We start from the raw sequence: 23256 nt of genomic DNA, 5'->3' as shown, positions 1-23256 counted from the left end.
GTCGTCAGCCCTCCGGGCGGTGCAGCAGGGCCACCGCGACACCGTGCACCGCGTCCAGCCCTGCCGGGTCGGCAAGCGCTACCGACCCGCCGGTCACCACGTACCACTCGTCCGCGTCCTTGTACTGCACCCGCAGCGTGACAGTGCCGTCCGCGTACTCGGTGCGCAGGGTCAACTCGCCGGTGATCACGCCGACCTCGTCGGTCATCACCCCACCCGGACCGGGCACGATGTCGGCGGTGCGGCTCTGCGCGCCGCCGGCACCGTCGGAATCCGCGACCATGCCGGCCCCCGGCACGGCGGCCGGGGTTTCGGCGGCGCCGTCCGCGACCATGCCGGCCCCCGGCACGGCGGCCGGGGTTTCGGCGGCCCCGTCCGCGGTCATGCCGGCTGTGGCCGGGCCCTTGTCAGCGGCACCCGCGGCCTCTGTCACGAATTGCTCCCCACCCTGCAGCCCTCCAACATGTCGGTCAGAGCGGACTTCTCGGCACTTGTCACCGTCAGTCGCCAGTAGTGCTTGACGGTTACCCAATCTTCGGCGTACTGACACCAGTACGACCGGTTCGCCGGCTTCCACTGGGACGGGTCCTGGTCACCCTTCGACCGGTTCGACGACGCGGAAACCGCGAAGAGCTGCGGTCGTGTCGTGTCGTTGGCGAAGTCGCCACGCTTCGTGTCGTCCCACTCGTCGGCGCCCGAACGCCACGCGTTGGCCAACGGCACCATGTGGTCGATGTCCACCTCAGAGGGGTCGGCGGCGCTGCGGCCGTCGTACACGCTCTCCCAGCGACCACCGACCACGTTGCAGCCGGACAGCTTCACGTCCTCGCCGTCGCGCTGCAGGATGGTGTCCCGCACGTCGCAGTTCTTGCCGGTGTTCCGCCAGTGCGGAAAACGACTCCGGCTGTAGCCCTTCATCGAGCCGGCCTCGGCGACGGTCAGCTCACCCAACTGCTGCGCCGCACTGCCGCCGCCACCCGACGGGGACGCCTCCGGTTCGTCCGGAGGGACGCAACCGGCAACACCAAGCGCCAGCGCCGCGACGAGCGCGGTCACCGCCGCGCGCGATCCTGATCTGGTACGCACAGACGACACCTCTCCAGCTTGCGGGCTCTCGGCGATTGCGCACAGTACCCGGGCACGGTTTCGGCGTTTCGTGGCGTCTCCCACAATCTGCAAGGCAGATTGGTGAGATGACCACCGCCGTCCCCTCGCCCGCGCTACGGATGGGCACCGCCGCCGGTCGGGGGACGCTGCTCGCCGCAGTGCTCGCTTCCGGAATGGTCTTCCTCGACAGCACTGTCGTCAACGTGGCGCTGCCGAAACTCGGCCAGGATCTCGACGCCAATGTGGCCGATCTCCAATGGACTGTCAATGGCTACCTGCTGATGCTTGCGGCGTTCGTGCTGCTCGGTGGGGCGCTCGGGGATCGCTTCGGCAGGCGGCGGGTCTTCCTGATCGGGGTGGTGTGGTTCACCGTCGCCTCGGTGCTGTGCGGGCTGGCCCAGGGCACCGGCACGCTCATCGCGGCCCGTTTCCTCCAGGGCGTCGGCGGCGCGCTGCTCACCCCCGGGTCCCTGTCGGTGCTCCAGGCCAGCTTCCACCCCGACGACCGGGGACGGGCGATCGGTGCCTGGGCCGGCCTGTCCGGAGTGTCCACGGCGCTGGGGCCGTTCATCGGCGGCTGGCTGATCGACGCGCTGTCCTGGCGGTGGATCTTCTTCCTGAACCTGCCGCTCGCCGTGCTGGTGCTGCTGGCCGCCGTGCGCTGGGTGCCGGAGAGCCGCGACGAGAACGTCTCACGGACGCAGGGGCCGGGCCACACCCGACGCCGGTTCGACGTGGCCGGGGCGCTGCTCGGCGCGCTCGCGCTCGCCGGCGTCACGTACGCCCTGATCGACGCGCCCGCACGCGGCCACACCTCGGCTCCGGTGCTTGGCGCGGCGGTCGTCGGGGTGGTGGCGGCGGTGACGTTCGTCCTGCTGGAACGGCGACGCGGCGACACCGCGATGCTGCCCACCGGCCTGTTCGGCAGCCGGCTCTTCTCGGTGCTGAACATCTTCACGGTGGTGGTCTACGCGGCACTCGGCGGCTTCACCTTCTTCTTCGCCGTCTATCTGCAGAACGTCGTCGAGTGGTCGGCCTTCCGCACCGGGATCGCGCTGCTGCCGATGACGGTGCTGCTGCTCCTCGGATCGGCTCGCGCCGGCGCGCTGTCGGCACGGATCGGCCCGCGACTGCCGCTGGCCGTCGGGCCGGTGGTGGCCGCGGTGGGTCTGCTGCTGTTGCGTGGCGTCGGGCCGGGCGCGTCGTACTGGCGGGACGTGCTGCCCGGGGTGCTGCTCTTCGGCGGCGGCCTGACCCTTGTGGTGGCGCCGCTGACCGCGTCGGTGCTGGCGGCGGTGCAGGACCGCTTCTCCGGAGTGGCAAGCGGCTTCAACAACGCCGCGTCCCGGGCCGGCGGTCTGCTCGCGGTAGCAGCGTTGCCGCTGCTTGTCGGCCTCTCCGGCGGCGGGTACGAGCAGAAGACCGAGCTGACCGACGCGTACCGTGCTTCGTTGCTCTGGTGCGCGGGGCTGCTGCTGGCCGGCGCGGTGCTGGCCCTCGTGCTCGTGCACCGACCGCCCCGCGCTGCCCCACCGTCGCAGCCCTGCCACTCGATGCCCGCCGCGACACCTCCGCGATAAGGAAGGGCCCCTTGTTAACGCCTGGGCGCTAACAAGGAACCCTTCCTTACAGCTCAGCGGCGGGCGCGGTTCACGGCGCTTGTGACCGCCTTGATCGAGGCGGTCACGATGTTGGCGTCGGTGCCGACGCCCCAGACCGTGCGGCCGTCCACCTCGCACTCCACGTACGCGGCTGCCTGCGCGTCACCACCGGAGGAGAGCGCGTGCTCGTGGTAGTCGAGCACCCGCACGCCCACCCCCACCGACTGGAGCGCGTTGACGTACGCGTCGATCGGGCCGTTGCCGATCGCCGTGAGCGACCGCTGCTCGGCGGCCACGACGACCTGGGCCTCGATCTCGACCTTGCCGTCGGTGGTGCCGATCGTGTAGTCGGCCAGGCGGACCGCCGGGTCGGGCTGGTGGTCGAGCAGGTAGTGCGTCGCGAAGATCTCCCACATGGCGCGCGGGTCGACCTCGCCGCCGTCGTGGTCGGTGACCTGCTGCACCACGCCGGAGAACTCGATCTGGAGCCGGCGGGGCAGGTCCAGTTGGTACTCGCTCTTCATGATGTACGCGACGCCGCCCTTGCCGGACTGCGAGTTGACCCGGATGACCGCCTCGTAGGTGCGGCCCAGATCTTTCGGGTCGATCGGCAGGTAGGGCACGGCCCAGGTCTGCTCGTCCACAGGTACGCCGGCAGCCTTCGCGTCGGCGTGGAGGGCGTCGAAGCCCTTCTTGATGGCGTCCTGGTGCGAGCCGGAGAAGGCGGTGTAGACCAGGTCACCCGCGTACGGGTGGCGCTCGTGCACCGGCAGTTGGTTGCAGTATTCGACGGCTCGCCGAATCTCGTCGATGTCGGAGAAGTCGATCATCGGGTCGATGCCCTGCGAGAACAGGTTGAGCCCCAGCGTCACCAGGTCCACGTTGCCGGTGCGCTCACCGTTGCCGAACAGGCAACCCTCGACCCGGTCGGCGCCGGCCAGCAGGCCCAGCTCGGCGGCGGCCACACCGGTGCCCCGGTCGTTGTGCGGGTGCAGGCTCAGCACCACGCTGTCCCGGCGCGGCAGGTGCCTGTGCATCCACTCGATCGAGTCGGCGTACACGTTGGGCGTGGCCATCTCGACGGTGGCCGGCAGGTTGATGATCAGTGGCCGGTCGGGCGTCGGGTCGATCACGTCGATCACCCGGGAGCAGACCTCCAGCGCGTACTCCAGCTCGGTGCCCGTGTAGGACTCCGGCGAGTATTCGTAGAAGATCTCGGTGTCCGGGGTGTGGATCTCGGCGTACTTCTGGCAGAGCCGGGCGCCGGTGGTGGCGATGTCGGCGATGCCGTCCTTGTCCAGGCCGAAGACGACCCGGCGCTGCAGCGTCGAGGTCGAGTTGTAGAAGTGCACGATCGCCCGCTTCGCACCGCGCAGCGACTCGAACGTCCGGTCGATCAGGTGCTCCCGGCACTGCGTGAGCACCTGGATGGTGACGTCGTCCGGGATCATGTCCTGTTCGATGAGCTGCCGGACGAAGTCGTAGTCGGTCTGGCTGGCCGACGGGAAGCCGACCTCGATCTCCTTGTAGCCCATCTGCACCAGCAGCTGGAACATCCGGCGCTTGCGCTCGGGTGACATCGGGTCGATCAGCGCCTGGTTGCCGTCGCGCAGGTCCACCGCGCACCAGCGCGGCGCGGCCTCGACGGTGCGGGTGGGCCAGGTGCGGTCCGGCAGCTCGACCCGGACCTGCTCCTGGTAGGGCTGGTAGCGGTGGTACGGCATCCCACTCGGGCGTTGCCGAGCGATCGGATCGGTGTCAGCGGCGGTGACAGGTTGAGCCATCTCAGAGTGCTCCCTGGAACATGTGGCGTCAGCAGATCGGAAGGTGTCGGCGAGGCGTCGGGCAACGGTGCCCACGCGGCTGCCGAAAAGAAACTCGGATGTGCTGGACGGCGCGATGCGACTCCGCGACGAGGTGCCGGCCGGTTAGGCCTCGTCGCGGCGGCTAAGGAGAAGAAGCGCACGCCACATGACCAGGTAACCGTACGTGATGGAACTGGGGGTGGAAAGGCAGGTCCGGACTATGGGACCAACGTCATGGTCTGCTCCGGAGCCGTGCCGCCAAGCCTCGGCGTCCGTTCGGCCCAGGCCACCACGGGTACGATCGCCAGCCCGACCAGCACGAAGATGGCCGCAGTCGGGTACCACCCCCAGCCGCCGGTGCTTACCCCGAGCGCGGTCAGCCCCGCCGGGGCGATCAGGTACTGCACCTGCTCGCCGAGTCGCAGCGCCCCCACGTACGCGCCGCGCTGGTCGTTCGGCGGAAGGGTGGCGGTGAGCCCCCAGGCGCCCGCCGACTGGATCAACTCGGCGAGGATCAGCAGCATCGCGGCGGCCACCAACACCACGATGGTGAGCACACCCCGGGTTGCCCCGGAGATCGGCAGGACCAGGCAGAACACGGCGACCAGCAGGCCACCCCGGCGCGAGGCCCGGGCCGCGCCCGACGCGGTGTCGGCGCCCCGGCTGGCGCGTACCTGGAGCAGCACGATCAGGATCGTGTTGAGCAGCACCAACCCTGCGATCACCGTCTTCGGGGCGTCCGTGTGGGTGATGATCCAGAGCGGCAGCACCGTCAGGTAGAGCACCCCGTGCGCGGTGAGCAGCCCGGACAGCAGGGACACCGCCAAAAACGGGCGGTCGCGGAGCACTGCGAGCCGGCCCATCGGCTCCGTGGCCCGGGCCACGTGGGGCAGCCGGGGCAGTCGTCGCACGAAGAGAGCCGTCACCAGGACCACAGTGGCGATGAACCAGACCATGCCCCGGTACGCCGCGATGGTGTCCACGGCCAGCACCACGCCGCTGATCACCGCGCCCAGCCCGAAGCCGACGTTCAGCAACGAGCGCTGGTAGGCCAACCCCGTGACGCGCTCGGCCGGGGGGAGCGCGTTGATCGAATACACCTGACGAGCCACGCCTGTGGCGGCGTCCACGGTCCCCAGCGCCACCACCACCGCGAGGAAGCCGGCGAAGCTGCCGACGAAGGGGTAGGACGCGAAGAGCGCCGCGTCCAGCACCAGCCCGCAAACCCAGACCCGCTGCGGTCCGTACCGGTCGGTGAGCCCACCCAGTGGCACCGTACCCAGCAGCGACACTCCCGCCGAGATGGACAACCCCAGCCCGACCTGGGCGGCGCTGAGCCCGAGCGCCCGGGTGAAGAAGACGGCACTGCCTGCGTGGAACAGGCCGCTGCCGATGGCGTAGACCATGGCCTGCACGGCCAGGGCACGGGTCAGCCCGGGCGGCGGAATGACGTCTCGGACAGCGGTGCGGATGGTTTCTCTGGCCCCCATGGCGGTGAGTGAACCGTGCCCCCATGGCCCCGGTCGAACCTTTTAGTCTGAGCCGAATCCGGCGTACGGGGGTGCGTGTGTCTGAGTTGCGGTTCAGCCTGGCCGACGTGGCGGGAGTGCGGCTCGCCGTGTCGCCCGTCAACGAGACGGTCCTGAGCATGTGGGCTGTGGCCGACCCGGTCCACTACGCCGTGCACCTGCCCTGGATCGAGCGGGCCCGGGTGACGTTGCGTCGCCCCGAGGTGGCCGTCCGGGTCCGGCCGCTGACGGAGCTGACCTGGCAGGGTTGCCCGTTGCCCGACTTCCTCACCCCGGCGGCCCGGCCCAACGTGACGATGGCCGAGCAGCTCGACCACATCGCCGCCACGCCGCCGGCCGTCGTGGTCAAGGATCTGCTGGCGACCACCCCGCGTCGGCCGTTGAGCGCGTTCGGGCGGGCGCTGCTCGCCGAGCCCCGTGAGCTGCTGCCGCAGCTCGTCAACGCGGTGCGGGTCTGGCACGACGAGGCGATCGCCCCGGACTGGTCGCGGATGAGGGCGCTGCTCGACGCCGACGTGGCGTACCGGGCCGCTCAGCTCGCCGAGGGCGGTGCCGGTCGGTTCTTCGAGCAGCTCCACCCGAGCCTGCGCTGGCTCGGCGACCGGGTGGTGAGCGACGACCCGTTCGAGCGGGACTTCGATCTCCGTGGTCGAGGGTTGGCGCTGAACCCGACGGTGTTCACCGAGCGGCGGGTGCTGTGGAACCTGTTGGAGGATTCGCTGCCGGCCGCGGCGTACCCGGTCCGGGCTGTCGGAACGCTCTGGGAGGCGACCCCGGCGCCGCCCGGTGACTCGCTGGCGCGCGTGGTCGGCCCCGGCCGGGCCGCGCTGCTGCACCTGCTCGACACGGCGTCCACCACCACCGACCTGGCCCGACTCGCCGGGATGTCCGCCGGGAACGTCTCCCAGCACCTTGCCGCGCTGCACGCAGCCGGTCTGGCCTCCCGGTCCCGGCAGGGTCGGCACGTCATCTACCGCAACACCGAGGCCGCGACGATCCTGCTTCGGGCCAGCCGTGGCGGGTGACCCGCGGTCAGCAGAGCAGCAGGTCGGTGACCGGGCGGCGGTGACGCAGGTCGGTTTCCCGGGCGCGTAGGTCGGCCGGGAGCGCGAACGGGTCCCCGAGCCGCCCGACGGCGGCGACCACAAGCGGGCGGACGCCACCGGGCATGTCGAGTTCGGTGGCGAGGCCGGCCTGATCGAAGCGGGTGAGCTGGCGCACGTGCAGGCCGAGCGCTGTGGCCTGCAAGGTCAGGTGTGCGATCGCCTGACCGAGGTCGTACGCGGCCCGCTCGGCGTCGCCGCCGGTGTGCGCGCCGACCACAAGGGTCGCGGCGTGCCTGGCCCAGCCCTGGTCGCTGTCCGGAAGGCTGACCATGATCCGCTTCCAGTTCTCGTCGTCCCGGTGGCCGAGAGCGAACCGCCAGGGCTGCCCGTTCTCCTCCGACGGCGCCCAGCGCGCGGCCTCCAGCAGCGAGGCGGCTTCGTCCGAGGTCAGTTCGGCGCTCGGGTCGAAGGCCCGAGGGCTCCAGCGGAAGGCGAGCAGCGGGGTCAGGTCAACCATGGTGAGAATCGTCCCGTACGGGTGATTCGAGACTCAGGGCAGCCTCGGCAAATGTGGTCAAACGCACCCGTAACGGGATGAAGATCAGGGCGTTCCCGCGCTCGGGCTGTCCGACGGGTCGGGGGTCGGAGGTGCCGCGGTGTCGAGGGGCTCCGCGTCCGCCACCACCGGCCCGGCCAACTGCACGGTCGCCGGTGCGGGGGCGGGCGGGGCGGCCAGCCGCAGCGTCCCGGCGGCGGTCCGGACGCCCGTCGGCGTGCCGTCCGGGTCATAGCAGTAGATGCCGACATCAAGCGGGGCGTTGAGCGAGGCCGACGTGGACTCCACCGAGTAGCAGGCGCCGGTAAGCCCCTTGGGTGTGGCGGCCAGGGCGACCGCGAGCGGCGCGCGTCGGTCGGTCAACACGTCAAGCCAGTCGGTGAGCGCGTGCTGGATCCGAGGGTCCAGCCGGCGCGGGAGTGCGTCGTCGCGCTCACCGAGGCGTACGCACCGCGCCGGCTCGGGTCGAGCGCTCGACGGAAGGGCGCACTGGAACAGCCCGTCGGCCGTGGCGGCCAGCGAGATGTCGGCGGTGCCACCGAGAGCCCCACCCGGCACGTCGACCCGCCAACTGCCGTCGTTCGCGCTCGTGAACACGATGGTGCGGTCGGGGCGGCCGGGTTGGCTGAACACGTACTGCGCCACGAAATGGCGATCCTGCGCGGCGGCCGCCAGAGCGGCCAACTCGTCGCGGGCGGCATCCACCTTGACCGGCTCGGGAGCGGCCGGCGGTGGGGGTGCGGGCTGCTCGGTGCCGCAGGAGAGCAGGGCAGTCGGCAGGGCGAACACGAGCGACCCGAGCACGCGGCCGGCCGAGCGGTTGAGGACGGGCACCGGCTCATTCTGGTGGGTGTGACAGGTTCGCGGGGAACAGCGCGCGACCGGGCCGCCCCGGCGTGTCGGGCACGGCGTTGGGGCGTACCCCCAGAGGCTGCGGACCTGGCCACCCACGCTGACTGACGGGTCACGCGGGCCGGATGGTGGGATCACACGACCCGGCGTCGTGGCCCGCCGCGTACCCTCATGTGGTCTGACATGCGCCGCCGGCCCCGGTTCCGGCGGCGTCGGCACGCTCAGGGACGCTGGGAGGGAGTGCACCGTCGTGGCACTCGTGGTGCAGAAGTACGGCGGGTCCTCCGTCGCGAACGCGGAGCGGATCAAGCGGGTGGCCGAGCGCATCGTCGCCGCCCGCAAGGCCGGCGACGACGTCGTGGTGGTGGTCTCCGCGATGGGGGACACCACAGACGAGTTGCTCGACCTGGCCAACCAGGTCAGCCCGTTGCCGCCGGGCCGCGAGCTGGACATGCTGCTCACCGCCGGGGAGCGGATCTCGATGGCCCTGCTGGCCATGGCGATCCACAACCTGGGGTACGAAGCCCGCTCGTTCACCGGCTCGCAGGCCGGCGTGATCACCACCTCGGTGCACGGCCGCGCCCGGATCATCGACGTCACCCCGGGGCGCCTCAAGGGCGCGCTCGACGAGGGGTCGGTGGTGATCGTGGCCGGCTTCCAGGGTGTCTCGCAGGACACCAAGGACGTCACCACGCTGGGTCGAGGAGGTTCCGACACCACTGCCGTGGCGCTCGCCGCCGCCCTGCACGCCGACGTGTGCGAGATCTACACCGACGTCGACGGCATCTTCACCGCCGATCCGCGGATCGTGCCCAACGCGCGGCACATCCAGCAGATCACCTACGAGGAGATGCTGGAGCTGGCCGCGTGCGGCGCCAAGGTGCTGCACCTTCGTAGCGTGGAGTACGCCCGCCGGGCGGGGTTGCCGATCCACGTCCGTTCGTCATACTCGACCAACACCGGCACGATGGTCACCGGATCAATGGAGGACCTTCCCGTGGAGCAGGCACTGATCACCGGGGTCGCGCACGACCGCAGCGAGGCCAAGATCACGATCGTCGGCGTGCCCGACGAGCCGGGCGCCGCCGCGCGGATCTTCGACACCGTCGCCGGCGCCGAGATCAACCTCGACATGATCGTGCAGAACGTCTCCACCGAGGGCACCGGCCGGACGGACATCTCGTTCACCCTGCCCAAGGCCGACGGCCCGACCGCGATGGCCGCGCTCAGCAAGATCCAGGAGTCGGTCAAGTTCAAGGGCCTGCTCTACGACGACCACGTCGGCAAGGTCTCGCTGATCGGCGCCGGTATGCGCTCGCACCCCGGTGTGGCCGCCGGCTTCTTCGCCGCGCTCGGCGCGGCCGGAGTCAACATCGAGATGATCTCCACCTCCGAGATCCGGGTCTCCGTCGTCTGCCGGGACACCGACCTCGACGCCGCCGTGCGCGCCATCCACGACGCGTTCGAACTGGGCGGCGACAGCGAAGCCGTGGTCTACGCGGGGACGGGTAGGTAGCGCCCGATGACGGCGCTGCCCACCCTCGCCGTGGTCGGAGCGACAGGTGCCGTCGGCACCGTGATGTGTGAGCTGCTCACCGGGCGTCGCAACGTCTGGGGTGAGATCCGGCTCATCGCCTCCGAACGATCGGTGGGGAAGCGGGTGCGCTGCCGGGGCGAGGAGATGGTCGTCCAGGCACTGACGCCGGAGGCCTTCGACGGGGTCGACGTGGCGATGTTCGACGTGCCCGACGAGGTCTCCGCAGAGTGGGCACCCATCGCCGTCGCCCGCGGCGCGATCGCCGTGGACAACTCGGCCGCCTTCCGGATGGACCGGGACGTCCCGCTCGTGGTTCCGGAGATCAACCCCGAGCAGGTCCGCGACCGGCCTCGGGGCATCATCGCGAACGCCAACTGCACCACCCTCGCGATGATCGTGGCGGTCGCGCCGCTGCACCGCGAGTACGGCCTCCGGGAACTGGTGCTCGCCTCCTACCAGGCGGCCTCCGGGTCCGGCAAGGCCGGCGTGGACATCCTGCACGACCAACTCGCCAAGGTCGCCGGGGATCGCGCGCTCGGCTCGCGCACCGGCGACGTCCGCCAGGCCGTCGGCGACGACCTCGGCCCGTTCCCGGCCCCGCTGGCGCTCAACGTGGTGCCCTGGGCCGGCTCACCCGCCGACGACGGCTGGTCGTCGGAGGAAATGAAGATCCGCAACGAGTCGCGGAAGATCCTCGGCCTGCCCGACCTCAAGGTCAGCGCCACATGCGTCCGGGTGCCAGTGGTGACCGCCCACTCGGTGGCCGTCCACGCGGTCTTCGCCACCGAGGTGGACGCCGAAGGCGCCCGCGAGGCGCTGCGCAACGCCCCAGGCGTGATCCTGGTCGACGACCCCGCCTCCGGGGAGTTCCCGATGCCGATCGACGCGGTCGGCACCGACCCCTCCTGGGTCGGCCGGATCCGCCGCGCCCTCGACGACCCGCGCGCCCTCGACTTCTTCGTCACCGGCGACAACCTCCGCAAGGGCGCAGCCCTCAACACGGCCCAAATCGCCGAACTAATAGCCAAAGACCTAAAAAACCAGTAACCCCCACGCGCCCCGCTCCGCGCGCCGCGCCGCGCCGCGCCCTCGCTCGCCCCCGCGATCTTGCAGTTTCTGCCCGGGAAAAAGGGGCAAACGTGGCAAAGGTGCGACCGAAAGTGCAAGATCGCGGGGGTTGGGGGCGGGGGCGGGGAGAGCGCGCGGGGGCGCGGGGGTGCGGGGTTAGGCTGCTGCTAGGTGGACTCCGTCTCGGCCTTGGCGTTTTACCGCGTAGAGGGCCTGGTCGGCTCTGCGGAGGGTGCGGTCGGGGGTTTCGCCGGGGCGGGGTAGCGCGACGCCCACGCTTATCGTGCGACCGGTGCGACGGGCCGCCTCGGCCAGCCGCTCGGCGATCCGGACCGCCTCCTCCGGGCGGTTCACCTCGATCACCGCGACGAACTCGTCACCGCCGATCCGGTACAGCTCGTCCCCGTGTCGCAACGCTCCCTCAAGCGCCCGGGCCAGCCCGACGAGCACCTGGTCACCGGCCTGGTGGCCGTACGTGTCGTTTACCGTCTTGAAGCCGTCCACGTCGATCGCCAGCAGTGCCGTACGCCCCGGTTTGGCCGCCGCTATCCGCTGCCCGAACGGGCCGGTGTGCCCCAACCCCGTCAGCGGGTCCGAGCTGGCCTGCTCCCGAAGCCGAGTCAGTGTGCGCAGCCGGTCCAGGCTGATCCACACCTGCCCGGCGAGCAGTTCCATCAGGCTGACAGTTGTCGAGTCCGGGTGCAGCGCCCGCTCGTCGGCGACCAGCAGCGCCCCGCCCGCGTCGGACGGCCCGACCGGAACGGCGATCAGCGAGCGCACCCCGGCCCGGGTCAGCGGCCGGTAGTCCTCCGTCGGCGGGTGCCCCACCTCGCCCAGCGTGTAGCCGGCCCCGTACCGGTGCGCCCGGTCCACCATCCGACCGAGCGCCCCCGGCCCCGCCCCGGCCAACTCCGCACGGATGCGGATCTCCAGGTCCCCCGGGGTCAACGGCGACGGCCCGAGCCGGGCGCCGTCCGGCCCGCCGATCAGCAATACCGCAGTGGAGAGGGTGGAGACCTCCCGCGCCGCGCGGGTCGCCGCGCCCATCACGTCGCCCTCGGTCGCGGCGGACGAGAGCGCGGCGGCGTGCCGTAGAAGCTTCTCGCTGCGACTCTCCGCCGGAGGGCCGCCGAGAGCGGCGATCCGGGTGCCGAGCCGAGCGGCCACCCGCTGCACGGTGTCCCGCCACGGCTCCAGGTCGACCGGCCCGCTCCACTGCACGTCGAGGACGCCTATCGCCCGGCCGGCCGGGTCCAGCACCGGCACGCACAGCTCCGCGGTCACGTCGGGGCGTACCGGAAGGTAGTCGGGGTCGACTGTGACGTCCGGGACCACGGCGGCGGTGCCTGTGGCGAATACCCGGCCGACGATCCCGGTGCGGGCCGGCACCGTGGCGAAGACCTGCCAGGCGCCGGTCGCCGCCACGCAGCGCAGCCGGTCATGAACATCGAGCAGTACGGAGATGGTCGCCGGGGTGTGCTGGGACATGGCGTCCACCGTCCACCGACAGGCCTCCGGCACGCTCGACGCCATCGTCAGGCGGGCGGTGACGTCACGGATGACTCGCTGATGATCCACTCGCACGTCGTTCCAGGTAGGGGAGGGGATCGGCCGGGTGCCGAGCCGCGCGATCAAGCGTACTCACGGTCGGCCGGGTGCCGATCTTCTTCGTACACATGTGCCATCCACAGGCTGTGGACGCAGCCTGTGGGGTTAGCGTGGGAACCCCCGGTGCCGAGGAGGCGAACCCATGCCCGGTGAGCTGCGGGCCGTCGTGGTCGACGCCGAGAAACAACTCGTCTGGTACGTCGCGTACGGCTCGAACATGCACGCCGCGCGGCTGGCCTGGTACATCGGTGGCGGCTGCCCGCCCGGCGGCCGGCGGACGTACCCGGGCTGCCGGAACCCTCGCCCGCCCCGCCGGTCGGTGCCGGTGTCCCTGCCCGGCGGGATCTACTTCGCCGGCGAGTCCGGTGCCTGGACCGGCGGGATGGCGTTCTACGACCCGCAGCTGCCCGGGCTGGCCGCGGCGCGGGCGTACCTGGTCACCATCGAGCAGTTCACCGACATCGCCGCCCAGGAGATGTACCGCCCAGCGGGGGACGGCGCCGACCTGCTCGCGACAACCGTCGAGGCGATCGACACCGCTGTGGCCGGCGGACGCGCCACGCTCGGCCCCGGACGCTACGAGACGTTGGTCTGCCCGGGACACCGCGCCGGAATCCCGATGCTCACCTTCACCGCGCCCGAGCCGGCGTCGGCCGTACGCTGCCGGCCACCCGCGCCGCTCTACCTCGGCATGATCGCCCGAGGACTGCGCGAGTCGCACGGCTGGCCGGCCGAGCGGATCGCCAGCTATCTCGCACAGCGCCCCGGTGTCGCGGACGGCTGGCTGCCCGACGCTGTCGCGGCCCTGGTAACCAACGCGCTCGCCGCCGACTGACTGCGGCTCGGCTCGACCGGTAGGCGTTCGGATGAGAGGCTGTCCGGGGCGGCGACCCCCAACCGCCGCCATCCACGATCGACACTTCCGACGGCGTCGGTCGGCGGCCCGGTCGACCCACAGTCCGGGCACCGCACACGCCGATTCTCACGAGGAGTCTCATGTCCATACCCGGGATGCGTCGGGCCGCCGTCGGCCTGACCGCGCTCGCGGTGGCAGCGCTCGGCGCGGTCGCCACCACCCCCGAGCAGGCCGATGCGCGACCGAAGCCGGTCGACGTCACCCTGCTTGCCCTCAACGACTTCCACGGCAACCTCGAACCGCCGAGCGGGTCCAGCGGCACCATCGCCGGGCAGACCGCGGGCGGCGTCGAATACCTCGCGACCCACCTGGCCGAGCTGCGAGCCGCCGCCAAGAAGAAGAACACCATCACGGTCGCTGCCGGTGACCTGATCGGCGCGTCCCCGCTGCTCTCCGCCGCGTTCCACGACGAGCCGACCATCGAGGCGCTGAGCATGGCCGGCCTGGACTACGCGAGCGTCGGCAACCACGAGTTCGACGAGGGCGCCGCCGAGCTGCTGCGGATCCAGAACGGCGGCTGCCACCCGGTGGACGGCTGCGGCGACGGCACCCCATTCCGGGGTGCCGGCTTCACATACCTGTCCGCCAACGCCTTCAAGACCGCCACCGGCAAGCCGCTGATGGCGCCGTACGCGATCCACAAGGTGCAGGGCGTCAAGGTCGGCTTCATCGGGATGACCCTTGAGGGCACCCCGGAGATCGTGAGCCAGCAGGGCGTCGCCGGCCTCACCTTCACCGACGAGGCCGACACCGCCAACCGGTATGCCCGCGAGCTGCGGCGCAAGGGCGTGGAGGCCATCGTCGTGCTGCTGCACGAGGGCGGCACCCAGGCCGCCACCGGCGGCATCAACGACTGCGTCGGCATGACCGGGCCCATCGTGGACATCGCCAACCGGATGGACCCGTCGATCGACGTGGTGGTCAGCGGCCACACCCACCAGGCGTACAACTGCGACATCAACGGCAAGCTCGTCACCAGCGCCAGCTCGTTCGGTCGCCTGGTCACCAACATCGACCTGAAGATCGACCGTCACTCCGGTGACATCGTCTCCGCCGCCGCCGAGAACGTGGTGGTCAGCCGGGACGTCGCCAAGGACCCGAAGCAGACCGCGCTGATCAACCGCTACAAGACGGTGCTCGGCCCGGTCGCCGGCCGCCAGGTCGGCGAGACCACCCAGGCCATCACCCGGAGCCAGGAAACCCTCTTCGGTACGGCCATGGGCGAATCGCCGCTGGGCAACCTGATCGCCGACGCGCAACTCGCCGCCACCGACGACGAACAAAATGCCGTCGCCGCGTTCATGAACCCCGGCGGTGTACGGGCCGACCTCGACGCCGGCCCGGTCACCTACGAGGAGGCGTTCACTGTGCAGCCGTTCGCCAACAACCTGGTGACACTGGACCTGACCGGCGCGCAGCTCTACTGCGTACTGGAGCAGCAGTTCGTCACCGGCCGGACGCTGTACCCGTCGTCGACCGTCGGCTACGTGGTCGACCCGGCCGGCACCACCGGCACCGTCGCCGACCCGTGCGCCGGCACCCGAGTGGTCCGGGGCAGTCTCACCCTCGGCGGCACCGCCGTCGACACCGCCGCCACCTATCGGGTGACGGTGAACAACTTCCTGGCCGGCGGCGGCGACGGGTTCAGCGCCCTCACCGGCGGCACGAACCTGGTCACCGGCCAGATCGACCTGGACGCGTTCGTGGATTACCTGACCGCGGAGTCGCCGGTGTCCGCGCCGACGCTCGACCGCATCCGCACCACCGCCGAGGTCCCCGCCGCCTGACGGCCGACCCCGCAACGACCGGGCCCCGGAGCATCCGCTCCGGGGCCTTGGTCGTTGCGCGGGCCTTGGTCGTTGCGCGGGCCTTGGTCGTTGCGCGGGCCTTGCGAGTGTCGGGGCGGGCGCGGGCGGCGCAGTGCGGGCGGTGCCGGGCGGCGTCGCTGCAAAGCGCGGCTGGGTTGCGCGGCGTCAGGCGGAGGCCAGGGCCGGGTCGGAGGTGGTCGGGGTCGTCGTTGCGCGGCCGTCCTGACCGGCGGTGAGCAACCGGCCCAGGGAGAGCGCGATGACCGAGGCGACCAGGCAGCCGCCGACCACCACCGCAACCCAGACCACGCCGTTTGCCGCTCCCATGAGCGGGCCGGCGGTCACCGGGCCGATCACACCGCTGATGCCGAAGATCATCGAACTCATGGCGTTGTACCGCCCGCGCAGCTCGTCGGATGCCAGCGCATTCGTCAACGCAGGCATCACCGGCGACAGCATCGTCTCGCCGAAGCCGAAGATCGCCGAACAGGCCACCACGCACAGGGCTGCCAGCAGGGCGTTGCCGGTGCTGACGACGCCGCCGACGCCGAGGACCAGCCAGGCGGTCGCGAACACCGCACCCACCAGGGCGAGAGCGCCGGTACGGCTGCGCCCCTCGATCCGCCGGATAACCAGGAGCTGGGCGAGCACGATCATCACGGTGTTTGCGGCGAGCGCCCACGCCACCACCCGAGGGCTCACCTCGGCGACCCGCACAGCGAACGCGGTGAAGCCCACCTCGACCTGCGCGTACCCGCAGGTGGTCAGGACCAGGCCGAAGATCACCAGCCGGCGGAACGGGCGGTCGCGGAGCACGGTCAGGTAGCCGCCGGACGGCGCCGCCGCGCCGCCGGCCGCCCGGTTGACGAGCCGGTGGCCCACGCCCGACAGGCTCAACAGGATGAGGGCCGGCATCAGGTAGCTGACCGCGTCCAGCAGGTACAGCGCCTGGAAGGTGATGAGTCGCGCGGTGTCGACGATCGCTCCGGAGGTCATCCCGCCGACACCGATGCCGAGGTTGAGCAGGGCGAAGTTCAACCCGAAGACGCGTTGCCGCTCATCGTCGTCGGTCAGCGAGGCGAGGATGGTGTTGAACCCGGACCAGATCGCCGAGCTGCCGGTGGCCACGACCGTCATCACCAGCAGCGCCGAGCCGGTCGAGTTGACAAGTGCCAGCGAGCCGGTGCCGACCGCCTCGATGAGCAGGCAGGGCACCACCACCCGACGGGCGCCGAACCGGTCGATGAGCGTCCCGCCCAGCGGGGACAGAGCCAGGGTCACCACGCCGTACCAGCCGATCACCAGCCCGGCACGGGTGTCGGTGAGCCCACGCACGTCGGTGAGGTAGATGAACAGGAACGGCAGGGTGAGACCGCGCCCGATCGCCGACAGCAGGGTGCCGATGAGGAGTCGGCGAGCTTCCGGACGGCGGGGCAGGGTTCGGCGCAGCACGCCCGCATTCTGCGTGCACGGTACGACAAAGTGCGAATCGTTTATGCGGCCTTCGCCGTCGGGGCGTGCGGTGGGTGTCGGTGTGCTCTGCCATGCTGGCCCGGTGAGCGTGACCTGGCGGCATCTGCCCGCATCGGCCCGTGAGATCGCCAACGCGGCCGGGGAGGCCGTCGCAGCCGTGCAGCAGCGCGACCCCACGGCGTACGAGGCGGCGGTTGCGCGGCTCACCGGCGCCGACCGGTCCGGCTTGGTGCTCGGCGTCGCGGTCCGGTTGCTGCTGGAGGAGACCCACCCGGACGGGCTGGACGGCGACGACGTCCGCCAGGTGCTGGAACGCTGCGTTCGCTCGGCCGCCGAATGGTGTTCCGACGTCGACCCTCATGTGGTGCTGGTGCTCCTCGCCGGGGCGCTCGGCGTGTACGACCCGGGCGACGACGACCAGCCGCCCAGCCCGGCGGCGGTTGCCCGACACTCTCCGCTGCTCATCGCCGATCTGGTGTCGGCTGCGGGCCGGCCGCTCGACGGCTATCTGGCTGCCGCCTTCGCCGAGATCGAGCGCACCGAACGGCACGACTGACCGGCGCCGCCCATGCTCTTCGTACACCCTCAGGTGGCCCGGGCCGCCGCCGCTCTCAGGCTGGCGAGGGCGTCCGCTCGGCCACCACCTCCAGATACTCCGCCGGGATCCGCACCGTGCCGTCGGTGGCCCGGTTGTTCGTCCGGGCCAGCTGCACCAGGTCGGCGTGCAACTCCGGTCGTCGTTCCTCGGGCAGCGCCTCGAACGCCTTCAACGTCGGCCCGTAGTTGGCCCGGAAGAAGTGGGCGAACTCCTCCGGTGTGCCAAAGCGGAAGACGAACTCCCGGCGTACCGCCCGCAGTTCACCCACCGCGTCGCCGAGCAACTCGCGGAGCCGGCCCTCGTCGCCCCACTGGACCGGCGGGCGCAGCCCTGCCGGTGGCGGCACGTGCCGCCCCACCGTGCGGAACAGGTCGCCGATGAAGCCCTGCGGCGTCCACGACGCCAACGCCAGCGTGCCGCCGGGTCGGCAGACCCGGACCAGCTCCGCCGCCGCCCGCTCCTGGTCCGGCGCGAACATCACGCCGACGACGGACAGCACCGCGTCGAAGGAGCCATCGGCGTACGCCAGCCGCTCCGCGTCCCCGGTGACGAACGTGACCGGGAGTCGTTCCGCCGCGGCGCGTGCGTGGCCCCGTTCCAACAGTTCGGGTACGTAGTCGACGCCGGTGACGACGCAGCCGCAGCGGGCGGCGGCGATGGCGGCGTTGCCGGTGCCGGTCGCGACGTCCAGCACCCGGGTGCCGGCCGACAGGTCGGCTGCCGCAACCAGCCACTCGGAGATCGGGTGGATGAGCGCGGCGACCGCGCCGTAGTCGCCGCTGGCCCAGGTCACCTGCTGGCGTGTCTTCACGGCGTTGAGATCGAGTGCGGTGGTCATCGGTGTCTCCCTCGGACGGCTCGTTGTGCCATCGACGCTAGGCAGGGCGACACCCTCGGTAATCGGCAGAAACACCTATGTTGGCGGCACCAGCCCTCGACGGCGGGCCGTCGCGGCCGCCTGGCCCCGGCTGGGCACCGCGAGCTTGTCCAGCACCGCCGACACGTGGTGGTCGACGGTGCGGGTGGAGAGCGACAGCCGCGCGGCGATCTCGGCGTTGCTGAGCCCGTCGACGAGCAGCGCGAGCACCTCCCGTTGCCGCGCCGTCAGACCGCTCGGGTGCGCGGCCGTCGCCGGCCGCGGCCCCCTCGGCACCCGGGCCATTCCGCGTCCGCGCAGGTCGGCGCGGACCCGTCGGGCCACGGCCACCGCACCAAGACCGTCCAGGATCCGCAACGCTTCACCGGCCGCCGGGCCGTCGCCGCAGGCCAGCGCCTCCACCCGGGAGTACGCGCAGCCGAGCTGCTGCCATTCGTCGGCCGCACCGGCCCAGTCACCCTCGATCAGCCGCCGGTACGGCGACGCCAGCGCGTCAGTGTCCCCGACCGGTTCGCCGACACGCCACAGCCAGTACGCCAGCTCCCCGGCGAACCAGGGTTGGCCCGCCTGCACCGCGAGCTGGTACGCGCGCCGCAGCTCGGCGACCGCCGGCGCCGCGTCGCCGGCCAGCCAGTGCCGTTCCGCCAACGCCACCGCGACCGGCACCACGAACTGGAGTTCCCGGCTCTGCGCCGCCCAGCCTGCCGCCGTGTCCAGGTGCGGGGTCGGCTCGTCGCGGCGGGCACCGAGCCGGCCCAGCGCGACCAGGGCCGGGACGAGGCTCCCGCCGGGCTGCGCAGCTCCGGCCAACGCCCGCTCGGCGTCAGTACGCGCACCGACCCAGTCACCGATCGTCACCCGCAACCGGGACCGGTAGCCCAGCAGGTGCCGGGCGTACCCGTCGAGGTCCCGGCTGGTGGTGAACCGCAACGCCCGGTCCAGGGCCTCGGCTGCCGGCGTGACCCGGTGCCACTCCACCGCCATCGTGGCCATGTTGACAAGCGCGCGTGCCGCGTGGTCGTCAAGGTGGTGCGTGAGGGCGAGGGCATAGCCACGTTCCAGCTCCACGAGGCCCGCGACATCACCGCCCTGTAGACGCGCCGATCCGACGTTGACCAGGGCGTGCGCCTCGGTGTCGGCGTCGCCGAGACGGCGGGCCAACGCCTGTGCCCGGTCACCCCAGTCGATGGCCCGACGGTTGTCGTCGGCGAGCATGAGCAACTGCGACATGTTGCTGTAGGCCATCGCCAACTGCCGACCGGCAGGCGCGGACTCCAGCACCTCGACCGCACGGGTGCCCGCCGTCCGGGCCGCCGGGCTGTCCCCTGTCCACCAGCAGAGCCGGGAAATCCAGCGCAGGTTGTCGCCGATCCGCAGCGGATCGCCGTCGGCTTCCCGCAGGACCAGCGCGGTCCGGCGGGCCTCCAGCGCCCGCGCGGCGAACCCGGCCAGGTACGCCGCCGTGGCGTACGCCTCCAGCAGTTCCGCCCGGCGCGGCGCGGGCAGGTCCGCGGCGTGCGGAAGCGCCACGGCGTAGTGGTCCGCCGCCTGCCGGTGAGCACCCGCCCGGCTGGCCCGCTCGGCCGCCACGGGCACCCAGCGCAGCACCGCCGCCGGGTCGTCGGCGTGGTGGGCGTGGTGCACCAGTCGGGCCGCGTCCACGTCGGCGCGTGGTGTGAGCCGGGCCAGTACGGCGGAGTGCAGCGCCACCCGCCGGACCGGGGACAACGACTCGCGTACCGCACGACCCAGCAACTCGTGCCGGAACGCCACCGCGTTGCCCACGGACACCAGCACGCCCCGGTCCAGGCATTCCTGCACGGCATCCGACGGGTGGCCGTCCAGCAGGTACGGCTCGGCCCGGGACGGCACCACCGAAACCAGAGCGGCGACCTCCCGGGCGGCCACCGGCAGCGCGGCCAGCCGGGCCAGCATCAGATCACGTACGGTCGGCGGCACACCGGGGCCGGCTGCCGCCAGCACCTCGGTGACCAGCAGCGGATTGCCGCCGGTGGCCTGGTACAACCCGCCCGGAGCGCGGCCGGCGGCGCGGGCCAACGCCGCGACGGCGTCGGTCGACAACGCCGGCAACGGCACCCGGCGGACCAGTTGGCGGGGTAGGCCCGCCAGGACGGCGTGCAGTGGATGCTCCACCCCGACCTCGTCGTCGCGCAGGGTCAGCACCAGCAGAGCCGGATGGCGGATCAGCCGCCTCCCCAGGTACGCGATCAGGTCAAGGGTGGCCCCGTCCGCCCAGTGCGCGTCCTCCACCACCATCACGGTGCGGCGGCCGGGGCGGGAATCCGTCAGCTCGTCGAGGAGCGCGTCGAACACGGCACCCCGACGGTCGGCCTCCGGCCCCGCGTGCAGCGCGGCCAGTCGGTCCGCGAGCACCCCACCGACCTGGCGAGCCACGTCGTGCAACGGGCCGAGCGCCCGAGGTGTCAGCAGGGGATCACAACTGCCCCAGAGCACCCTCGCCCTCGCTGTCGCCGCGAACGCGCCGACCAGGGCGGACTTACCCGCGCCCGCCTCACCCGCGACGAGCGCGATCGCGCCGCCGGCAGAGGCCAGCAGCCCGTCCAGCGTGGCGAGCGCATCCGCACGCTCCAGCAACTCCATCGAGGTCGATGCTAGTCAGCGGGACACCGCACAGGCATCGGCCGCGACGGTGACATCCGCGCCGTTCAGTAGGCGGCGCTGGCCTGCGGTAACAGCCGACCTCGGCGATCAGTGACCGCCGGGGCGCGGGACTGTACGGCCCGAGGCGCGTCCCGGCAGAAGGACGCTTCCCGCGATCCGGCCGCCTGCCAGTGCGAGTAGCTGGCCAGCGAAGATCCAGAACGGCCCGACGAAGACAGCCGCAACGCATAGGGACAATCCGATGACGAAAAGAGCACCTCCGGCAGCGAGGGCCATGCGGCGCTTCGTCGCCTCTGCGGTCATGTCCCAGCCAAGCAACTCGTCGTACCTGTCGGTATCCACCAAGCCGCTGCTTCGGTGGAGACGCCTATGCGCCTGTTACCGCTGGGCGTAGTCACTCAGATGGTCATCCAGGATGCACTAGAGGGCACATCCATGGATCGGATGTGCCCTCTGACCTGGTCGGGGTGGCCGGATTCGAACCGACGACCTCTTCGTCCCGAACGAAGCGCGCTACCAAGCTGCGCCACACCCCGAGGCGTGCCGACAAATAGTAGCCCACCCGCTCCGATGGTCAAACTCGGTACCCCCGCCACCCGGACCTCGCCCGGAGCAGCCAAGATCCGCACAACTTCAGGGATGTTGCTGCCTCACGGCGTGCTGAGGCAGCAACACCAGGGAAGCTGCCCGGATCTTGAGGCGGCGGCGGGGGCAGTGGGCGGCACGCGTGCACCGCGGGCGTGTGGGTAGGCGGGGAGTGGGCGTGCGGGTCGACGCCCTCCGCATGCCGTCAGCGGGGGATGAGGGTGAGGATGCTCGCCTCCGGGGGGCAGGCGAAGCGGATCGGGGCGGTCGGGTGGGTGCCGAGGCCCGCGGAGACGTGCAGCCAGGAGTCCGAGCCCGGCCACCGGTGCAGCCCGCGTGCCATCGAGCGGGGCAGGCCGCAGTTGGTCACCAGCGCCCCGTAGCCGGGCACGCAGACCTGGCCGCCGTGGGTGTGCCCGGCCAGCAGCAGCCCGAAGCGGTCGGCGGCCATCTGGTCGAGCACCCGCGGCTCGGGGGAGTGCGTGACGGCGATGGACAGGTCGGCGGAGGACGAGACCGCGCCGGCCACCGACGGGTAGTCGTCCCGGTCGATGTGGGGGTCGTCCACGCCGACCAGGTCGAGCTGCCGACCGCCGGCCTTGAGGGTGGTCCGAACGTTGTTGAGGTCCGCCCAGCCGGCGCCGGTGAACACCTGGCGCAGCTCCTCGTAGGGAAGCTCGACGCCCTCGGTGTACTCCCGGTTGGGCAGGAAGTAGCTGAACGGATTCTTCAACACCGGGCCGGTGTAGTCGTTGGAGCCGAACACGAACGCGCCGGGATAGTCCAGCAGCGGTTGTAGGGCCCGCAGCACACCCGGCACCGCCCCCGGGTGCGCCATGTTGTCGCCGGTCACCACCACCAGGTCGGGGTCGAGGGCGGCCAGCGACGCCACCCAGCGCTGCTTGCGTGCCTGGTCGGGCATCATGTGCAGGTCCGACAGGTGCAACACGCGCAGCGGCTCCGCGTCGGTTGGCAGCACCGGCACGTCGTACCGCCGCAGGGTGAACATGTTGCGCTCGATGAGCGACGCGTACGCGAGGGTGGCCGCGCCGACCGTGGCGGTTCCGGCGGCAAGGCGGAATAGTGTGCGCTTTCGCATGGCGTTCAGGGTAGTTTGACCGACCATGAGCACGCTGAAGGACCGCCTCACCGCCGACATGCGTTCCGCGCTCAAGGCGCGCGACGAGCTGACCACCTCCACGCTACGGATGGCCCTGGCCGCCGTGGGCACCGCCGAGGTCGCCGGCAAGGCCAAGCGCGAGCTCACCGACGACGAGGTGCTCGCGGTTCTCACCAAGGAGGCCAAGAAGCGCCGGGAGGCGGCCACCGCCTTCGCCGACGCGGGCCGCGCCGAGCAGGCCGCGAAGGAGACCGCCGAGGGCGAGGTGCTGGACCGCTACCTGCCCAAGCAGCTCTCCGACGCCGAGTTGACCGAGCTGGTGTCGGGGGCGCTCGCCGCGGGCGGCTTCACCGGCAAGGCCCAGATGGGCCCGGCGATGAAGGCGGCCCAGGCCGCGGTGGCCGGCCAGGCCGAGGGTGGTCGGGTGGCCGCAGAGGTACGTCGCCAGCTCGGCCTCTGACTCAGCGATAGTCCGGACAGGCGAACGGGCGGGCACCCCCAGGGTGCCCGCCCGTTCATCTGCTCTG

19 protein-coding genes and 1 tRNA gene are annotated in these 23256 nt (G+C 71.6%); 8 read left to right on the top strand and 12 right to left on the bottom strand.

The features are described from left to right. Positions 1 to 4: 4 nt before the first annotated feature. Both ACFY2Q_RS12875 and ACFY2Q_RS12870 read right to left on the bottom strand, forming a co-directional pair. The gene (locus tag ACFY2Q_RS12875; protein ID WP_387129788.1) at positions 5 to 385 is read right to left on the bottom strand and encodes a hypothetical protein; all 381 of its coding nucleotides are present in this window, start codon (positions 383 to 385) and stop codon (positions 5 to 7) included. Positions 386 to 429: 44 nt separating this feature from the next. Next, a complete protein-coding gene (locus tag ACFY2Q_RS12870; RefSeq protein ID WP_387129747.1) occupies positions 430 to 1086 on the bottom strand; it encodes an HNH endonuclease family protein in 657 nt (218 codons plus the stop codon). Between the two features lie 107 nt (positions 1087 to 1193). Here ACFY2Q_RS12870 and ACFY2Q_RS12865 point away from each other — a divergent pair, with 107 nt between their 5' ends. After that, entirely contained in the window at positions 1194 to 2687 is a 1494-nt protein-coding gene (locus ACFY2Q_RS12865) for an MFS transporter (RefSeq protein ID WP_387129746.1), read from the top strand. A 53-nt stretch (positions 2688 to 2740) separates the two neighbouring features. Here the strand turns inward: ACFY2Q_RS12865 and leuA are convergent, their stop codons facing one another. Together leuA and ACFY2Q_RS12855 are read right to left on the bottom strand one after the other, a co-directional pair. Then, positions 2741 to 4492 (bottom strand): 2-isopropylmalate synthase, encoded by a 1752-nt coding sequence (gene leuA, locus ACFY2Q_RS12860; protein ID WP_387129744.1) that lies wholly within the window; start codon positions 4490 to 4492, stop codon positions 2741 to 2743. 239 nt (positions 4493 to 4731) lie between these two features. Beyond that, on the bottom strand, positions 4732 to 6003 hold the full coding sequence (locus tag ACFY2Q_RS12855; protein WP_387129742.1) for an MFS transporter: 1272 nt from the start codon (positions 6001 to 6003) through the stop codon (positions 4732 to 4734). Positions 6004 to 6080: 77 nt separating this feature from the next. Here ACFY2Q_RS12855 and ACFY2Q_RS12850 point away from each other — a divergent pair, with 77 nt between their 5' ends. Then, on the top strand, positions 6081 to 7067 hold the full coding sequence (locus tag ACFY2Q_RS12850) for an ArsR family transcriptional regulator (protein WP_387129740.1): 987 nt from the start codon (positions 6081 to 6083) through the stop codon (positions 7065 to 7067). Between the two features lie 7 nt (positions 7068 to 7074). On the opposite strand, the gene ACFY2Q_RS12845 is transcribed toward ACFY2Q_RS12850, so the two are convergent. Then, entirely contained in the window at positions 7075 to 7605 is a 531-nt protein-coding gene (locus ACFY2Q_RS12845; protein ID WP_387129739.1) for a nitroreductase family protein, read from the bottom strand. A gap of 84 nt (positions 7606 to 7689) precedes the next feature. Beyond that, positions 7690 to 8478 carry a hypothetical protein gene (locus ACFY2Q_RS12840; protein ID WP_387129737.1) on the bottom strand — a complete coding sequence of 263 codons (789 nt, stop codon included), beginning with the start codon at positions 8476 to 8478 and terminating at the stop codon, positions 7690 to 7692. Positions 8479 to 8746: 268 nt separating this feature from the next. On the opposite strand from ACFY2Q_RS12840, the gene ACFY2Q_RS12835 reads away from it, so the two are divergent. Together ACFY2Q_RS12835 and ACFY2Q_RS12830 are read left to right on the top strand one after the other, a co-directional pair. After that, complete coding sequence (locus tag ACFY2Q_RS12835; RefSeq protein ID WP_387129735.1) at positions 8747 to 10012, top strand: aspartate kinase; 1266 nt, start codon at positions 8747 to 8749, stop codon at positions 10010 to 10012. Positions 10013 to 10018: 6 nt separating this feature from the next. Then, positions 10019 to 11080: an aspartate-semialdehyde dehydrogenase gene (locus ACFY2Q_RS12830; RefSeq protein WP_387129733.1), complete on the top strand. Its 1062-nt coding sequence runs from the start codon at positions 10019 to 10021 to the stop codon at positions 11078 to 11080. Positions 11081 to 11257: 177 nt separating this feature from the next. On the opposite strand, the gene ACFY2Q_RS12825 is transcribed toward ACFY2Q_RS12830, so the two are convergent. Then, positions 11258 to 12679, bottom strand: coding sequence for a diguanylate cyclase (locus ACFY2Q_RS12825; RefSeq protein ID WP_387129731.1), 1422 nt, complete (start codon positions 12677 to 12679; stop codon positions 11258 to 11260). Positions 12680 to 12851: 172 nt separating this feature from the next. On the opposite strand from ACFY2Q_RS12825, the gene ACFY2Q_RS12820 reads away from it, so the two are divergent. Beyond that, entirely contained in the window at positions 12852 to 13544 is a 693-nt protein-coding gene (locus ACFY2Q_RS12820) for a histone deacetylase (RefSeq protein WP_387129729.1), read from the top strand. 161 nt (positions 13545 to 13705) lie between these two features. After that, on the top strand, positions 13706 to 15412 hold the full coding sequence (locus tag ACFY2Q_RS12815; RefSeq protein WP_387129727.1) for a bifunctional metallophosphatase/5'-nucleotidase: 1707 nt from the start codon (positions 13706 to 13708) through the stop codon (positions 15410 to 15412). Positions 15413 to 15598: 186 nt separating this feature from the next. Here the strand turns inward: ACFY2Q_RS12815 and ACFY2Q_RS12810 are convergent, their stop codons facing one another. Next, positions 15599 to 16885: an MFS transporter gene (locus ACFY2Q_RS12810; RefSeq protein ID WP_387129726.1), complete on the bottom strand. Its 1287-nt coding sequence runs from the start codon at positions 16883 to 16885 to the stop codon at positions 15599 to 15601. Between the two features lie 103 nt (positions 16886 to 16988). Between ACFY2Q_RS12810 and ACFY2Q_RS12805 the strand changes: the two genes are divergently transcribed. Continuing rightward, positions 16989 to 17462, top strand: a complete 474-nt coding sequence (locus ACFY2Q_RS12805; RefSeq protein WP_387129725.1) for a hypothetical protein — start codon at positions 16989 to 16991, stop codon at positions 17460 to 17462. A 55-nt stretch (positions 17463 to 17517) separates the two neighbouring features. On the opposite strand, the gene ACFY2Q_RS12800 is transcribed toward ACFY2Q_RS12805, so the two are convergent. From ACFY2Q_RS12800 to ACFY2Q_RS12785, 4 genes are all read right to left on the bottom strand, one after another. Beyond that, the gene (locus ACFY2Q_RS12800) at positions 17518 to 18342 is read right to left on the bottom strand and encodes a class I SAM-dependent methyltransferase (protein WP_334548946.1); all 825 of its coding nucleotides are present in this window, start codon (positions 18340 to 18342) and stop codon (positions 17518 to 17520) included. A 75-nt stretch (positions 18343 to 18417) separates the two neighbouring features. Next, positions 18418 to 21003: an ATP-binding protein gene (locus tag ACFY2Q_RS12795; protein ID WP_387129724.1), complete on the bottom strand. Its 2586-nt coding sequence runs from the start codon at positions 21001 to 21003 to the stop codon at positions 18418 to 18420. Positions 21004 to 21483: 480 nt separating this feature from the next. After that, a tRNA-Pro gene (locus ACFY2Q_RS12790) sits at positions 21484 to 21560 on the bottom strand. 254 nt (positions 21561 to 21814) lie between these two features. Then, on the bottom strand, positions 21815 to 22708 hold the full coding sequence (locus ACFY2Q_RS12785) for a metallophosphoesterase (RefSeq protein WP_387129722.1): 894 nt from the start codon (positions 22706 to 22708) through the stop codon (positions 21815 to 21817). Positions 22709 to 22733: 25 nt separating this feature from the next. Here ACFY2Q_RS12785 and ACFY2Q_RS12780 point away from each other — a divergent pair, with 25 nt between their 5' ends. Next, positions 22734 to 23189: a GatB/YqeY domain-containing protein gene (locus ACFY2Q_RS12780; RefSeq protein ID WP_074315185.1), complete on the top strand. Its 456-nt coding sequence runs from the start codon at positions 22734 to 22736 to the stop codon at positions 23187 to 23189. Positions 23190 to 23256 lie beyond the last annotated feature (67 nt).

Origin of the sequence: Micromonospora sp. NPDC000316 (genome assembly GCF_042898885.1) — a bacterium.
Classification (GTDB): Bacteria; Actinomycetota; Actinomycetes; order Mycobacteriales; family Micromonosporaceae; genus Micromonospora.
This window is presented reverse-complemented; position numbering and strand designations above follow the sequence as displayed.

Excerpts from the sequence above, each read along its gene's own strand:
- ACFY2Q_RS12800 (WP_334548946.1), bottom strand. The coding sequence starts at position 18,342 with ATGACCACCGCACTCGATCTCAACGCCGTGAAGACACGCCAGCAGGTG.
- ACFY2Q_RS12845 (WP_387129739.1), bottom strand. The coding sequence starts at position 7,605 with ATGGTTGACCTGACCCCGCTGCTCGCCTTCCGCTGGAGCCCTCGGGCC.
- ACFY2Q_RS12815 (WP_387129727.1), top strand. The coding sequence starts at position 13,706 with ATGTCCATACCCGGGATGCGTCGGGCCGCCGTCGGCCTGACCGCGCTC.
- ACFY2Q_RS12780 (WP_074315185.1), top strand. The coding sequence starts at position 22,734 with ATGAGCACGCTGAAGGACCGCCTCACCGCCGACATGCGTTCCGCGCTC.
- leuA (WP_387129744.1), bottom strand. The coding sequence starts at position 4,492 with ATGGCTCAACCTGTCACCGCCGCTGACACCGATCCGATCGCTCGGCAA.
- ACFY2Q_RS12830 (WP_387129733.1), top strand. The coding sequence starts at position 10,019 with ATGACGGCGCTGCCCACCCTCGCCGTGGTCGGAGCGACAGGTGCCGTC.
- ACFY2Q_RS12795 (WP_387129724.1), bottom strand. The coding sequence starts at position 21,003 with ATGGAGTTGCTGGAGCGTGCGGATGCGCTCGCCACGCTGGACGGGCTG.
- ACFY2Q_RS12820 (WP_387129729.1), top strand. The coding sequence starts at position 12,852 with ATGCCCGGTGAGCTGCGGGCCGTCGTGGTCGACGCCGAGAAACAACTC.
- ACFY2Q_RS12855 (WP_387129742.1), bottom strand. The coding sequence starts at position 6,003 with ATGGGGGCCAGAGAAACCATCCGCACCGCTGTCCGAGACGTCATTCCG.
- ACFY2Q_RS12875 (WP_387129788.1), bottom strand. The coding sequence starts at position 385 with ATGACCGCGGACGGGGCCGCCGAAACCCCGGCCGCCGTGCCGGGGGCC.
- ACFY2Q_RS12865 (WP_387129746.1), top strand. The coding sequence starts at position 1,194 with ATGACCACCGCCGTCCCCTCGCCCGCGCTACGGATGGGCACCGCCGCC.
- ACFY2Q_RS12785 (WP_387129722.1), bottom strand. The coding sequence starts at position 22,708 with ATGCGAAAGCGCACACTATTCCGCCTTGCCGCCGGAACCGCCACGGTC.